The following is a 12,631-nucleotide window of genomic DNA, read 5'->3' as shown; positions in this document are numbered from 1 at the left end:
CGACCGTGCGCCCGTCCACGCATCCGAGCCATCCCGGGGGACCGATCCATGAAGCAGGGCAAGCCGAAACTCCGCATCGCCGCCGTCGCCCTGGCCGCGGCCCTCACCGTCCCGGCGCTGACCTCCTGCGACGCCATCTCCACCGCCATGGACTGCGCCAACACCGCCGTCGCGATAGCGGACAGCGTGAACGACCTCCAGCAGGCCGTCTCCAACGCGGGCAACAGCATCCAGGACACCCAGAACGCGCTCGACCAGATCGACACCAACCTCAAGAAGATCAAGGACACGACGGGCAACGCCGACCTCGGCAAGGCCGTCGACTCCATGAGCACGGCCGTCAAGAACGTCCGCACCGCCGTCAACAACGGCGACACCACCCCCGACGTCAAGCCGGTCGCCGACGCCGCCGCGGAGATCTCCAAGGTCTGCACCCCGGGATAATGGGGGGCATGACCCGCCTGATCCTCGCGACCCGCAACGCGGGCAAAGTCACCGAACTCCGCGCCATCCTGTCCGCCGCCGGCCTGCCGCACGAGCTGGTCGGCGCGGACGCGTACCCCGAGATCCCGGACGTCAAGGAGACCGGCGTCACCTTCGCCGAGAACGCCCTCCTCAAGGCCCACGCCCTCGCCCGGGCCACCGGCCACCCCGCCATCGCGGACGATTCCGGCCTCTGCGTCGACGTCCTGAACGGCGCCCCGGGCATCTTCTCCGCCCGCTGGGCCGGCGCCCACGGCAACGACCGCGCCAACCTGGACCTCCTGCTGGCCCAGCTGGGCGACATCCCCGACGAACACCGCGGCGCCCACTTCTTCTGCGCCGCCGCCCTCGCCCTCCCGGACGGCACCGAACGCGTTGTCGAGGGCCGCCTCCTGGGCACCCTCCGCCGCACCCCGGTGGGCGGCGGCGGCTTCGGCTACGACCCGATCCTCCAGCCCCTGGGCGAGACCCGCACCTGCGCGGAACTGACGGCGGACGAGAAGAACGCCATCTCCCACCGAGGCCAGGCCTTCCGCGGCCTGATCCCGGTCCTGCGGGAACTGCTGGGCGGCTGAGGCCTGAGATACCCCGAAGGCCCCGTACGAGGCAGCTGTGTACGGGGCCTTCGGCATGGATGTGCGGTTGGGGGGACTCGAACCCCCACGGGTTTTACCCCACTTGGACCTAAACCAAGCGTGACTACCTATTCCACCACAACCGCGACATATTGCCCAATTCGGACATTAAGCCCGCCTGGGTTGACCTCAGTCTACGGGTCGGCCGGGGAAGGCGGCAGGTTTGGGGCGACGATTTCGGCACCACGTGTCCGTCAGGGAGTGGCAGTTGGGGCAAAGGAAGCGGAGGTTTTCGGGGCGGTTGTCCAGCCAGTCCCCGCTGATGTGGTCGATCTGAAGCGTGATCGGCCGGCCGAGCCACTGGCCGGGGTTTCCGCACATGGCGCAGCTGTACGGGCGGCCGATCTCCTGCAGGGCCCGATGCAGTCGCGCGCGGTTGGTCCGGGGTGATCCCTCGGGGAGGGCGACCAGTGTGTTTGGTGCGGTGGGCTTCGAAGGGCGAGGCGCCTTGCCCCAGGAGCGCCGTACGAAGTGCGAGGTGTCGAGGCCGAGTCTCGCTACCTGGCGTCGAACCCGGCGATGGATCGTGTCGTTGACTTCCAGGTCCAGGGCCCGCATGACGTCCGCGTAGCTGGTTGCCTCCGGAACGACCGCGCGGAGGGCGTCATCGGCAAGGACGGGCCGGGAGTTGCGGAAGTGTGCGGTGTCGATGCCGTGCTCGCGCAGCATGCGGCTCAGTGCGGCTCGTGAGCGGCTGTCGTCCGGCACCCCGAGCGAGCGGCCGACGCCCCGCACGCTCTGGGCCGATGCGGCCGCCTCGCGAAGCTCGGCGACGGTGAAGGGCAGGTCGATCCCGGCGCGACTCATGCCCGGGAAGTGGCTGACGTCCAGGCCCAATGCCTCGACGCGGCGGGCTATGTGCGACAGCGTTCCTGTCGCGGGCGTTGCCCCGAGGGTCCTGGCCACCTCGCGGAAGGTCGTGGACGCGCTGACTGCCGACGCAATGGCCTCGTCCGAGTACTTGCGCCACGGGCTGCGCTGCTTGAAGTGAGTCGAGTCGAGCCCGTGTTCGGCGACCTTTTCCTGAAGGACTCGTCGCTGTCCGCCGCTCTTGTGCAGGCCGAGCCCTCGCATCAGATCGGCCCATCCCCGCGCTTCGGCCACGGCCGTTGCCAGCGTTGCCGGCTCATGTCGGTCACTCACGCCATCCCCCATCTTCCGGCCACCTGTGCGGCCCTCGCATGGAGTAACAGACCGATAGCCGGACGGTTACGGGATTTTTCATGCGATAAACGGAAAGTCCCGCACCACTTCTGGTGCGGGACTTCGCGGGGGTGGGGCCGGACGGGGTCAGATGCCCAGGTCCTTGATGATCTTCGCAACGTGGCCGGTGGCCTTGACGTTGTAGAAGGCGTGCTCGACCTTGCCCTCCTCGTCCACGACCACCGTGGAGCGGATGACCCCGGTGACCGTCTTGCCGTACAGCTTCTTCTCGCCGAACGCGCCGTACGCCGCCAGGGTCTCCTTCTCCGGGTCCCCGACCAGGGTGACCTTCAGGTGCTCCTGCTCGCGGAACTTCGCGAGCTTCTCCGGCTTGTCCGGGGAGACGCCGATGACGTCGTAGCCGGCCGTGGCCAGGACGTCCAGGTTGTCCGTGAAGTCGCAGGCCTGCTTGGTGCAGCCCGGCGTCAGGGCCGCCGGGTAGAAGTACACGATCACCTTGCGGCCCTTGTGGTCGGCCAGCGAGACCTCGTTGCCGTCCGCGTCGGGCAGGGTGAAGGCGGGGGCGATGTCGCCCGGCTGGAGTCGCTCGCTCATGTCAGTGCTCTCCTCGGGAGGGGATCCGTACGGCATGAGCCTAAGCTGACTTAGCTGACAGACTGTCCATGACGGATCAAGCCCACAGACGACGAAACGACGACGGAGGCAGCGCGGTGCCGGAAGCCAGGACCCCCGCACAGATCGAGGCGGACATCGTCCGCCGCCGCGAGCAGCTCGCCGAGACGCTCGACGAGATCGGCGTGCGCATGCACCCGCAGACGATCATCGGGGACGCGAAGGCCCGGGTCGCCTCGGCGGTGGACCACACCGCCGGCCGTGCCTTCGTCGCCGTGAACCGGCTCGTCACCGACGTGAAGGACGGCCTGCGCCACGAGGACGGCGCCCCGCGCTTCGAGCGGATCGTGCCGGTCGCGCTCCTCGCGGTCGGCGTGGTGGGGCTGCTCGTGGCCTCCTCGCGCCGCAAGCGGTGACCACGCAGTGACCATCCCGGTGGCCACCCTCCGGCTTACAGGGCGGATGGCGGCAGGTAGGTTCGGTTCGTGAGCGAGAACACCACCACCCACGACAAGCTGCCCATCCGCATGCTCCACGACCGCGTGCTCGTGAAGTCCGACACGCCCGAGGGCGAGCGTCGCTCGGGCGGCGGCATCCTGATTCCGGCGACGGCCGCGGTGGGCAAGCGGCTCGCCTGGGCCGAGGTGGTCGCGGTCGGGCAGAACGTGCGCAGCGTCGAGCCCGGCGACCGCGTGCTGTACGACCCGGAGGACCGCGCCGAGGTCGAGGTGCGCGGGGCGACGTACGTGCTGATGCGCGAGCGGGACCTGCACGCCGTGGCGGCGGAGCGGCTGGAGGGGTCGAAGGACTCCACCGGGCTGTACCTCTGAGAGACCTGGAGACGGTGAGAGGGCCGGTGACCGGCGTCACCGGCCCTTTTGCGTGCCCTTTGCTACGGTGGAGCGGAACCCCCGACGAGACGCGCCGTACCGGGTAGCAGGACGCAAAGACGACGCACCCCGTTTCCGCTCTCGTCCCGGAGGTGCCTGTCATGGCCTGGGTTCTTCTCGTCGTCGCCGGTCTGCTCGAGGTCGGCTGGTCGATCGGCATGAAGTTCACGGAGGGCTTCACCCGGCTGTGGCCGTCCGTGTTCACCGGTGCCGGGATCGTCGCCAGCATGGTGCTGCTGTCGTACGCCGCCAAGACCCTGCCCATCGGTACGGCGTACGGCGTGTGGGTGGGCATCGGTGCGGCCGGGGCGGCGGTGCTCGGTATGGCGGTGCTGGGGGAGCCCGTGACCGCCGCCCGGATCTTCTTCATCTGTCTGCTGCTGGTCGCGGTGGTGGGGCTGAAGGCCACCTCCGGGCACTGATCCGGTCTACTCCAGGAAGTGGGAGGGCGGGCGGCGGCCCTGGGTGGTGCCGCCGTTGGTCTGGCCGCCCGTGGTCTGGCCGCCGGTGGTCTGGCCTCCGGTCGTCTCACCGCCGGTGGTCTGGCCGCCGTTCGTCTGGCCGCCGGTGGTCTCGCCTCCGGTGGTCTGGCCGCCGTTCGTCTGGCCGCCGTTCGTCTGGCCGCCGTTCGTCTGGCCTCCGTTCGTTTCGCCGCCCGTGGTCTGGCCCCCGTCGGTCTGGCCGCCGTTCGGCGGGCCCGGCGGGGTGGGCGGGCCCGGCGGGGTCGGCCGGTCGGGGCGCTGCCACGGCGGGCGGCTGCCGTCGGGCTGCTGCGGGCTGGTGGGCTGGACCGGCGGGGGCGGCGGGAGCTGGGCCGCGCCGGGCTGGAGCTCCAGGTCGAAGTCCTCCGGGTCCGTGGCCTCCAGGGCCGTCTTCGTGTAGGCCGCCCAGATCCGGGCGGGGTAGCCGCCGCCGCCGATGCGGGCCTCGCCGAGCGCCCCGTACAGGGACTGGAGGGTGCCGGTGTCCGGGTCCTGGCCCATCACCGAGACCACCGTGACGAGGTCCGGGGTGTACGCGGCGAACCAGGCGGCGCGGTCCAGCTCGGCGGTGCCCGTCTTGCCGGCGGCCGGGTGGCCGGCGGCCAGGGCCTCCGTACCGGTGCCGTTGTCGACGACGCTGACCAGCATGGACGTGGTGGTGTCGGCGGCCTCGCGGGGGACGGCCTGGCGGGGGGTGCGGTCGGGGAGGTGGACGTCGTCGCCGTCCTTGGAGACCTTCTCCAGGAAGGTGTACGGGGTGTACCGGCCGTGGTCGGCGAGGGTGGCGTAGGCCTGGGTCATGTCCACGACGCTGGCCTGCATGGTGCCGAGGGCCATGGCCGGGCCGACGACGAAGTTGGGGGTGTTCTCGGGGATGCCGAGGTCGATGGCGGTTCGTTTGACCTTCTCGGTGCCGACGTCGACGACCATCTGGGCGAAGACCGTGTTGACGGAGAGGTCGGTCGCGGTGTTGACGGTGATGTCCCCGTACGACTGCTGGCCCTCGTTCTCGGGGGCGTAGGGGATGCGGGTGCCGACGACGCGGCGCTTGTTGTCGCCGTTGTAGAGGGTGTTCGGGGTGATCCGGCGGCCGTCCTGGGTGCGGGAGTCGTTCTGGACGGCGGAGGCGAAGACGAACGGCTTGAAGGTGGAGGCGACCTGGTAGTCGTGCCGGGTCGCGTTGTTCACGTACTGCTTGGTGTAGTCGATGCCGCCGTAGAGGGCGACGATCTTGCCGGTGGCGGGATCGATGGAGGCCCCGCCGGCCCGGACCAGGCGGTCCGCGGGGCGTGCCCCGGGGTCGAGCTTGTCCATCAGCTGCTTCTGGACGGCGTCGACGAACGCGGTCTGGCGGCGCTTGTCGATGGTGGTGGTGATCCGGTAGCCGCCCTCGGCGAGGGTCTTGTCGTCGAGGATCTTGTGTTCGGCGATGTAGTCCTTGACGGCTTCGACGAGGTAGCCGCGCTGCCCGGACAGGCCGGCGGCCGCACGGACCTTGCCGGGCTCGGGGAACTGGGCGGCGGCGCGCTCCTGGGGCGTCATCCACTTCTTCTTGACCATGCCGTCGAGCACGTAGTTCCAGCGGGCGACGGCGCGGTCGCGGCTCTGGGGGTGGGAGACGACGTCGAAGGCGCTGGGGGAGTTGAGGAGGGTGGCGAGGTAGGCGCCCTCGGCGGTGGTCAGCTTGTTGACGTCCTTGCCGTAGTAGGCCTGGGAGGCGGCCTGGATGCCGTAGGCGTTGCGGCCGAAGTAACTGGTGTTCAGGTACCCCTCCAGGATGTAGTCCTTCGACTTCTCGCGACCGAGTTTGATCGCGATGAAGAACTCCTTGACCTTCCGGTTGATCGTCTGTTCCTGGCCCAGGTAGTAGTTCTTGACGTACTGCTGGGTGATGGTCGAACCGGACTGCGTGCCCTTGCCGGTCGCCGTGTTCCAGGCGGCGCGGACCATCGCCTTGGGGTCCACCGCCCGTTCGGAGTAGAAGTCCCGGTCCTCGGCCGCCAGTACGGCCTCCTGGACGCCCCGGGGGACCTGCGACAGCGGGACGTTGACGCGGTTGACCTCGCCGTCGCGGGCGAGCTGGGAGCCGTCGGCGTAGAGGTACACGTTCGACTGGGCGGTGGCGGCGGCGTTGGCCGGCGGGATGTCGACCAGCAGGTAGCCGGCGACGAGCGCGCCGCCGATCAGGAGGGCGGCCAGCAGCAGGGTGCCGGCGACCATGCGCCAGGTGGGCAGGAGGCGGCGCCAGCCGGTGCGTGGGGGGCGTCCGGGGCGGGCCTTCGGGGTGGGGTGCGGCTTCTGGGCGCTGGGCTGGGTGCTGGGCGTGGTGTTGGGCGGTGTGCTGGGCGGGGTGTCGGGGTCGCGAGGGGGCCAGCCGGGGGGTGGTGACTGGTCGCTCATCTCCGGGGCTCCTCGTGACCGTGGGAAATATCCACATTTTTACCTCATGGGTGTCCGGATGGACTGGCGTAAAACGGTCGCGTGGCTCGCCCCTCCGCACTAAGCTCGCGCGCTTTGGCCGACGTGGGAACGATGCGGGGAAACGGAGGGATGCGGTGCGCCTGTACATGTCCGTCGCGGCCGGCGGATTCCGGCGGTACGCCACCTACGGGACGGCGACGGCCGCGGGAGTGTTCACCAACACCGTCTTCGGCTTCATCCTCGCGTACACGTACGTCGCCCTGTGGGACGAGCGTCCCCACCTCGGCGGCTACGACCAGGCCCAGGCCCTCACCTTCGTCTGGGTCAGCCAGTCCCTGCTGGCCGCCGGCTCGCTCATCGGCGGCGGCTTCCAGGAGGAACTCCAAGAACGCATCCGTACGGGTGACATCGCCGTCGACCTGTACCGCCCGGCCGACCTCCAGGCGTGGTGGCTCGCGGCCGACCTCGGCCGGGCCGGCTTCCAGCTGCTGGGGCGCGGGGTGCTGCCCCTGGTGGCCGGGGCGTGCGCCTTCACCCTCGCGCTGCCGTCCGACCCGCTGCGCTGGCTGCTGTTCCTGGTGTCGGTCTGCCTCGGGCTGGTCGTCGGGTTCGGAGTGCGGTACCTGCTCGGGCTGGCGGCGTTCTGGCTGCTGGACGGGGCTGGGGTCAACATGATGGCCACCGTCGTGACCGTCTTCTGCTCCGGGATGCTGCTGCCGCTGACCGTCTTCCCGGGCGGCTTCGGCGAGCTGGTGCGGCTCCTGCCGTGGGCCGCGATGCTCCAGGTCCCCCTGGACGTGCTGCTCGGCACCCATGCCGGGGCCGGGGGAGCCGCACGGGCGCTCGGGTTCCAGGCCGTGTGGGCGCTGGCCCTCCTGGGCGCGGGGCGGCTGGTCCAGTCGGCGGCGACGCGGAAGGTGGTGGTCCAGGGTGGCTGAGGCGACGGCGGTGACCCGGGGCGCGGGGACCGGTTCAGAGGATGCGGGGGCGGCGCGGAAGGCGGGAAAGGCGGGGAAGCCGGGGAAGGCGGGGAAGCCGGGGAAGGCGGGGAAGCCGGGGAAGGCGGGAAAGCCGGGGAAGGCGGGAAAGCCGGGGCCCGGTGGTCGGCTGTGGGAGGGGCTGCGCGGGTACGGGCTGATCGCCGGGATGTGGATCCGCTCGACGATGACGTACCGGATGTCGTTCCTGCTGGCCACCATCGGGAACGCGGCGATCACCGTCCTCGACTTCGTCGCGATCGCCGTCATGTTCTCCCACGTGGACGCGCTGGGCGGCTTCACCCTGCCCGAGACCGCGCTGCTGTACGGGGCCTGCTCGGCCTCCCTGGGCCTGGCGGACCTGCTCCTCGGCAACACCGATCGCGTGGGCGCCCGGATCCGCGACGGCTCCCTCGACACCATGCTCGTACGCCCCGTCCCGCTGCTCGCCCAGGTCGCCGCGGACCGCTTCGCGCTGCGCCGGCTGGGGCGGATCGCGCAGGGGCTCGGGGTGCTCGGCTGGGCCGTCTCGGTGCTGGACGTGCACTGGACCCCGGTGAAGGTGCTGCTGGTGCCCGTCATGGTCGTGGCCGGGGCGGGGATCTTCGGCGGGGTGCTGGTGGCCGGCGCGGCCTTCCAGTTCGTCGCCGGGGACGCGGCGGAGGTGCAGAACTCCTTCACGTACGGGGGCTGCACCATGCTCCAGTACCCGCCGACGGTGTTCGCGAAGGAGCTGCTGCGCGGGGCGACGTTCGTGGTCCCGCTGGCCTTCGTCAACTGGCTGCCCGCGCTGTACGTGCTGGGCCGGCCCGATCCGCTGGGGCTGCCGGGGTGGGTGGCGTTCCTGAGCCCGCTGGTGGCCTTCGCGGTGTTCCTGCCCGCGTCGCTGGCGTGGCGCGCGGGTGTGCGTTCGTACCGGAGTACGGGGAGTTGATCGATCGTGTCCGATGAGCTGCTGATTTCTTTGGAGCGGGTCGAGAAGGTCTTCGACGTGCGGCGGCGGGTGGGGCTGATGAGGAGGGAGAGGCGCCAGGTCAGAGCCGTGGACGGGATCAGCTTCGCGATCGCGCGCGGGGAGGTCGTCGGCTACATCGGGCCCAACGGAGCCGGGAAGTCCACCACCATCAAGATGCTGACCGGCATCCTCACCCCGAGCGGCGGCCGGCTGCGCGTCGCCGGCATCGACCCGGCGCGGGAGCGGATGCGGCTCGCGCACCGGATCGGGGTGGTGTTCGGGCAGCGCACCACGCTGTGGTGGGACCTGCCGCTGAAGGACTCGTACGGGCTGATGCGCCGGATGTACCGGATCCCGGCGGCGCGGTACGCGGAGAACCTGGAGAGGTGCGTCGAACGGCTGGACCTCGCCGATCTGCTCGACGTACCGGTACGGCAGCTGTCGCTGGGGCAGCGGATGCGCGGGGACATCGCGGCGGCGCTGCTGCACGATCCGGAGGTGCTGTACCTGGACGAGCCGACGATCGGGCTGGACGTGGTCAGCAAGGCGAAGGTGCGGGAATTCCTGCGGCAGTTGAACGGGGAGCAGGGGACCACGGTGCTGCTCACCACCCACGACCTCCAGGACATCGAGCAGCTGTGCGAGCGGGTGATGGTCATCGACCACGGCCGGCTGATGTACGACGGGGCGCTCGGCGGGCTGCACGCCCTGGGGGAGGGCAGCGAGCGGACGCTCGTGGTCGACCTGGAGCGGGAGCTCCCGCCGGTGGAGGTGGCGGGGGCCCGGGTGGTGAAGGTGGAGGGGCCGCGGCAGTGGCTGGCGTTCCCGGGGGGGGAGTCGGGCGGGCACCGCTGGGTGGCGGGCGGGTGGCGGGCCAGGTACCCGATGCTGGAACTGTCGGTGCGGGATCCGGACATCGAGGACGCGACGCGCGGATGTATGCGGGGCGGGGGTGCGGGTGAGGGGGTGGGGTGAGGGGTGGGGGCTTGAGGTAGGGGGAAATCAGGGTTCGCCCCGGGGTGGGGCGTCGGGTGTCTGCATAGGGGTGGGCCATATGAGTGACGAGCGGCCGGAGAAGCCCGTTGCCGGAGAAGACCTCGCTGGAGAAGGCCTCGCTGGAGAAGGCCTCGCTGGAGAAGGCCTCGGTGGAGAAGGCCTCCTCGGAGAAGCCCTCTTTGGAGAAGGCGGCGGCCGAGCCGCCCGCGCTGAGGGCGTCGGACGCCGACCGCGAGCGCGTGGTGGACCGGTTGCGGGACGCCGTCGCCGAGGGCCGGCTCGACATGGAGGAGTTCGAGGAGCGGCTGGAGGCGGCGTACACGTCCCGTACGTACGCGGAACTCGAACCGCTGACCCGCGACCTGCCGGCGGCCGGCTCCTCCCCGTCCCCCGTTCCTGCTTCCGCTCCGGCTCCCTCCTCGGCATGGCCGGACCGGATCGGCGGTACGGGCACCTCCGCCACGGCCGTCGCCGTCATGTCGGGCTTCCAGCGCAAGGGCCGCTGGACCGTGCCCGCCCGGTTCAACGCCGTGGCGATCTGGGGCGGCGGTGAGCTCGACCTGCGGGAGGCGGACTTCGCGGAGCGCGAGGTCGTCATCACCTGCGTCGCCGTCATGGGCGGCATCGAGATCACCGTCCCGCCGGGCGTCGAGGTCGACGTACGCGGCATCGGCATCATGGGTGCCTTCGACCAGGGCAATTCCCAGGACTACCGGCCGGAGCCCGGCGCCCCGCGCGTCGTCGTCAACGGCCTCGCCTTCTGGGGCGGGGTCGCGGTCAAGGTCAAGCAGCCTAAGGGGCAGAAGGGGCAGAAGGGGCTGGATGGGGGTACGCCCCGCAAGGAGCTCTAGGGCAGCCGGCGGCGCGCCGGGAACTCCCCGGTCCTCCCGGGAGTCGGATGCTATGCAGACAAAACCGGCCATCGGGGGAAGGGCAGGAGCGGGACGTGAACAGCAGCACGGGTGAGCGTACGAGGGGCTCGTCGGCCCCGCCACGGGGCGGGTTCGTCTTCAACACGGCGGACGAGGAGCGGCAGCGCGGTGTCCGCCGGATGAAGACGACCGCGACGGGGCTGCTGCTCCTGGTCGCGCTGGTCTACGTCCTGGCCAAGTGCGCGCAGAACGCCTGGGGCGCCGGCGCCTGGGCCGGGTACGTGGCCGCCGCGGCCGAGGCGGGCATGGTGGGCGCGCTCGCGGACTGGTTCGCGGTGACGGCCCTCTTCCGCCGGCCGCTGGGCCTGCCCATCCCGCACACCGCGATCATCCCCACCAAGAAGGACCAGCTCGGAATCTCCCTCGGGGAGTTCGTCGGCGAGAACTTCCTGTCGGCGGACGTCGTGCGCGCACGGCTGCACTCCCTCGGCATCGGCGGCCGGCTCGGCGCCTGGCTGGCCGAGCCCGCACACGCCGACCGGGTCACGGCGGAGCTGGCCACCGCGCTGCGCGGAGCCCTGACCGTGCTGCGGGACTCCGACGTACAGGCCGTGGTGGGCGAGGCCATCACGCGGCGGGCCGAGGCGGCGGAGATCGCCCCGGGCATCGGCAAGACCCTGGAGCGGGTCGTCGCCGACGGCGGTCACCACCGCGCCGTCGACCTCGTGTGCGCCAAGGCCCACGACTGGCTGGTCACCCACGGGGACTCGGTCATGGACGCCGTCCAGGGCGGAGCCCCGGGCTGGACCCCGCGCTTCGTCGACCGCAAGATCGGCGACCGGGTGTACAAGGAGCTGCTGCGCTTCGTCACGGAGATGCGCGACATGCCGGGCCACCCGGCGCGCGGGGCGGTGGACCGCTTCCTGCGCGACTTCGCGGCGGACCTGCAGTCGGACACGGAGACGCGGGCGCGGGTGGAGCGGCTGAAGTCCGAGGTCCTCGCGCGGGACGAGATCCAGGACGTGATCGCCTCGGCGTGGTCCGCGATCCGCACGATGATCATCTCGGCGGCGGAGGACGAGCAGAGCGAGCTGCGGCTGCGGGTCCGGTCCTCGCTGATGTCCCTGGGCGCCCGGCTCGCCACGGACGGCCGACTGCAGGAGAAGGTGGAGGGCTGGATCGAGGGCGCGGTGGTGTACGTGGTCACCACGTACCGCAGGGAGATCACGTCGCTGATCACGGACACGGTGGCGGCCTGGGACGCCGAACACACCTCCCGCAAGATCGAGGCCCACATCGGCCGCGACCTCCAGTTCATCCGCATCAACGGCACGGTGGTCGGCGCCCTGGCGGGGCTGCTGATCTACACGGTGTCGCGGGTGTTGGGGGGGTAGGGGGGCGGGACTACGGGGGTCCGGGACTACGGGGGTCCGGGGGTCCGGGGGGCCGGGGCTACGGGGCTTGCGGTGCGGGGTGGGCGGTGCGTTGCCTCGGGGTGCGCGGTGCGGGCCTCGGGGTGCGGCATGCCGTCGCGCGGCGCGGGCCCGCCGGTTCCGCCTGGGCTCCGGGCCTCGGGGTTGCTGTACGTCGCCTCGCGGTGCGGGCCCGCTATCTCCCCCTCGAGGTACCGGGCGCGGTCGGTAGTTGCCCACCCGCCTCCCCGTCCGCGGCTGGGTGCGTACGTCGGGTCGTGGCGGCCGGTTCAACGGCGCGGCCGGATCGGGGCGGGGCGGCGCTGACCCCGGCCGTGCCGGCGTGCGCAGCGCGCGCGGTCGTGTGGTGCGGGGGCTCGCTGGGTCATTGGGCGATGGCCGGCTTCGCGTGCGCGTCCGGGGGGTGGGGGAGCGGTATCCCCTGGGCCCGTCTCATCGCTGGTTTGGGGGTTTCCCGTCAGTCCCATCGTCCTTCCGGTTCGTGCCGGCCCGTCAAGGGCGCTCCTTCGTCGCGTCACTTCGTGATCGCCTTCGGCGACCCTTGACAGCCCGACCCGCCCCGGAAAGCCGAAAGACTGCCGGGAAACCCCCAAAGGAACGGCACGGTCCAAGGGGCAGGGACGGGTCCCTCAGCGATGAGACGAGGGGCCGGGGGCCGGCCCACCGGGCATCCGGGCCCTCAGCGGTCCCCATTCCGAGTCGGGGGCGCGA

Annotated in this window: 12 protein-coding genes, 1 tRNA gene, 1 pseudogene and 1 riboswitch; of the genes and pseudogenes, 10 read left to right on the top strand and 4 right to left on the bottom strand. The window is 71.2% G+C overall.

Annotated features, from left to right (window positions below; translation table 11 throughout):
* Window positions 1–48 precede the first annotated feature (48 nt).
* Together SSNG_RS13250 and rdgB are read left to right on the top strand one after the other, a co-directional pair.
* Window positions 49–444, top strand: a complete 396-nt coding sequence (locus tag SSNG_RS13250) for a hypothetical protein (RefSeq protein WP_042800949.1) — start codon at window positions 49–51, stop codon at window positions 442–444.
* Between the two features lie 8 nt (window positions 445–452).
* Window positions 453–1,058: an RdgB/HAM1 family non-canonical purine NTP pyrophosphatase gene (gene rdgB, locus SSNG_RS13245; protein ID WP_042803451.1), complete on the top strand. Its 606-nt coding sequence runs from the start codon at window positions 453–455 to the stop codon at window positions 1,056–1,058.
* Between the two features lie 62 nt (window positions 1,059–1,120).
* On the opposite strand, the gene SSNG_RS13240 is transcribed toward rdgB, so the two are convergent.
* The 3 genes from SSNG_RS13240 to bcp form a co-directional block, all read right to left on the bottom strand.
* Window positions 1,121–1,204: transfer RNA gene (locus SSNG_RS13240), tRNA-Leu, on the bottom strand.
* A 43-nt stretch (window positions 1,205–1,247) separates the two neighbouring features.
* A complete protein-coding gene (locus SSNG_RS13235) occupies window positions 1,248–2,261 on the bottom strand; it encodes an HNH endonuclease (protein WP_241695041.1) in 1,014 nt (337 codons plus the stop codon).
* 147 nt (window positions 2,262–2,408) lie between these two features.
* The gene (gene bcp / locus SSNG_RS13230) at window positions 2,409–2,876 is read right to left on the bottom strand and encodes a thioredoxin-dependent thiol peroxidase (protein WP_007264334.1); all 468 of its coding nucleotides are present in this window, start codon (window positions 2,874–2,876) and stop codon (window positions 2,409–2,411) included.
* A gap of 116 nt (window positions 2,877–2,992) precedes the next feature.
* Between bcp and SSNG_RS13225 the strand changes: the two genes are divergently transcribed.
* The 3 genes from SSNG_RS13225 (at window position 2,993) to SSNG_RS13215 (ending at window position 4,206) form a co-directional block, all read left to right on the top strand.
* Window positions 2,993–3,310, top strand: a complete 318-nt coding sequence (locus SSNG_RS13225) for a DUF3618 domain-containing protein (RefSeq protein WP_007264333.1) — start codon at window positions 2,993–2,995, stop codon at window positions 3,308–3,310.
* Between the two features lie 69 nt (window positions 3,311–3,379).
* A complete protein-coding gene (locus SSNG_RS13220; protein ID WP_007264332.1) occupies window positions 3,380–3,724 on the top strand; it encodes a co-chaperone GroES in 345 nt (114 codons plus the stop codon).
* A 56-nt stretch (window positions 3,725–3,780) separates the two neighbouring features.
* Window positions 3,781–3,853, top strand: a riboswitch (guanidine-III (ykkC-III) riboswitch).
* 32 nt (window positions 3,854–3,885) lie between these two features.
* Window positions 3,886–4,206, top strand: coding sequence for a multidrug efflux SMR transporter (locus tag SSNG_RS13215; RefSeq protein WP_007264331.1), 321 nt, complete (start codon window positions 3,886–3,888; stop codon window positions 4,204–4,206).
* Between the two features lie 6 nt (window positions 4,207–4,212).
* On the opposite strand, the gene SSNG_RS13210 is transcribed toward SSNG_RS13215, so the two are convergent.
* Complete coding sequence (locus SSNG_RS13210) at window positions 4,213–6,666, bottom strand: transglycosylase domain-containing protein (RefSeq protein ID WP_042800948.1); 2,454 nt, start codon at window positions 6,664–6,666, stop codon at window positions 4,213–4,215.
* Window positions 6,667–6,833: 167 nt separating this feature from the next.
* On the opposite strand from SSNG_RS13210, the gene SSNG_RS13205 reads away from it, so the two are divergent.
* From SSNG_RS13205 to SSNG_RS13185, 5 genes and pseudogenes are all read left to right on the top strand, one after another.
* Complete coding sequence (locus tag SSNG_RS13205; protein ID WP_042803447.1) at window positions 6,834–7,625, top strand: ABC-2 family transporter protein; 792 nt, start codon at window positions 6,834–6,836, stop codon at window positions 7,623–7,625.
* Window positions 7,626–7,833: 208 nt separating this feature from the next.
* Window positions 7,834–8,598 (top strand): ABC-2 family transporter protein, encoded by a 765-nt coding sequence (locus SSNG_RS13200; RefSeq protein WP_050779618.1) that lies wholly within the window; start codon window positions 7,834–7,836, stop codon window positions 8,596–8,598.
* Window positions 8,599–8,604: 6 nt separating this feature from the next.
* Window positions 8,605–9,594, top strand: coding sequence for an ATP-binding cassette domain-containing protein (locus SSNG_RS13195; RefSeq protein WP_007264327.1), 990 nt, complete (start codon window positions 8,605–8,607; stop codon window positions 9,592–9,594).
* A gap of 200 nt (window positions 9,595–9,794) precedes the next feature.
* Window positions 9,795–10,463 (top strand): annotated as a pseudogene (locus SSNG_RS13190) (DUF1707 domain-containing protein); the annotation flags it as partial.
* A 98-nt stretch (window positions 10,464–10,561) separates the two neighbouring features.
* Entirely contained in the window at window positions 10,562–11,881 is a 1,320-nt protein-coding gene (locus tag SSNG_RS13185; protein WP_241695040.1) for a DUF445 domain-containing protein, read from the top strand.
* Window positions 11,882–12,631 lie beyond the last annotated feature (750 nt).

The sequence above is a fragment of the Streptomyces sp. C genome, assembly GCF_000158895.1.
Taxonomy (GTDB): Bacteria; Actinomycetota; Actinomycetes; order Streptomycetales; family Streptomycetaceae; genus Streptomyces; species Streptomyces racemochromogenes.
Note: the sequence above shows the minus strand (reverse complement) of the source record. Positions and strands in the feature narration are given on the sequence as shown.

Bases quoted from the DNA above. Each gene is read 5' to 3' on its own strand.
- SSNG_RS13250 (WP_042800949.1), top strand. From the start codon at position 49: ATGAAGCAGGGCAAGCCGAAACTCCGCATCGCCGCCGTCGCCCTGGCC.
- rdgB (WP_042803451.1), top strand. From the start codon at position 453: ATGACCCGCCTGATCCTCGCGACCCGCAACGCGGGCAAAGTCACCGAA.
- bcp (WP_007264334.1), bottom strand. From the start codon at position 2,876: ATGAGCGAGCGACTCCAGCCGGGCGACATCGCCCCCGCCTTCACCCTG.
- SSNG_RS13215 (WP_007264331.1), top strand. From the start codon at position 3,886: ATGGCCTGGGTTCTTCTCGTCGTCGCCGGTCTGCTCGAGGTCGGCTGG.
- SSNG_RS13210 (WP_042800948.1), bottom strand. From the start codon at position 6,666: ATGAGCGACCAGTCACCACCCCCCGGCTGGCCCCCTCGCGACCCCGAC.
- SSNG_RS13205 (WP_042803447.1), top strand. From the start codon at position 6,834: ATGTCCGTCGCGGCCGGCGGATTCCGGCGGTACGCCACCTACGGGACG.
- SSNG_RS13200 (WP_050779618.1), top strand. From the start codon at position 7,834: ATGTGGATCCGCTCGACGATGACGTACCGGATGTCGTTCCTGCTGGCC.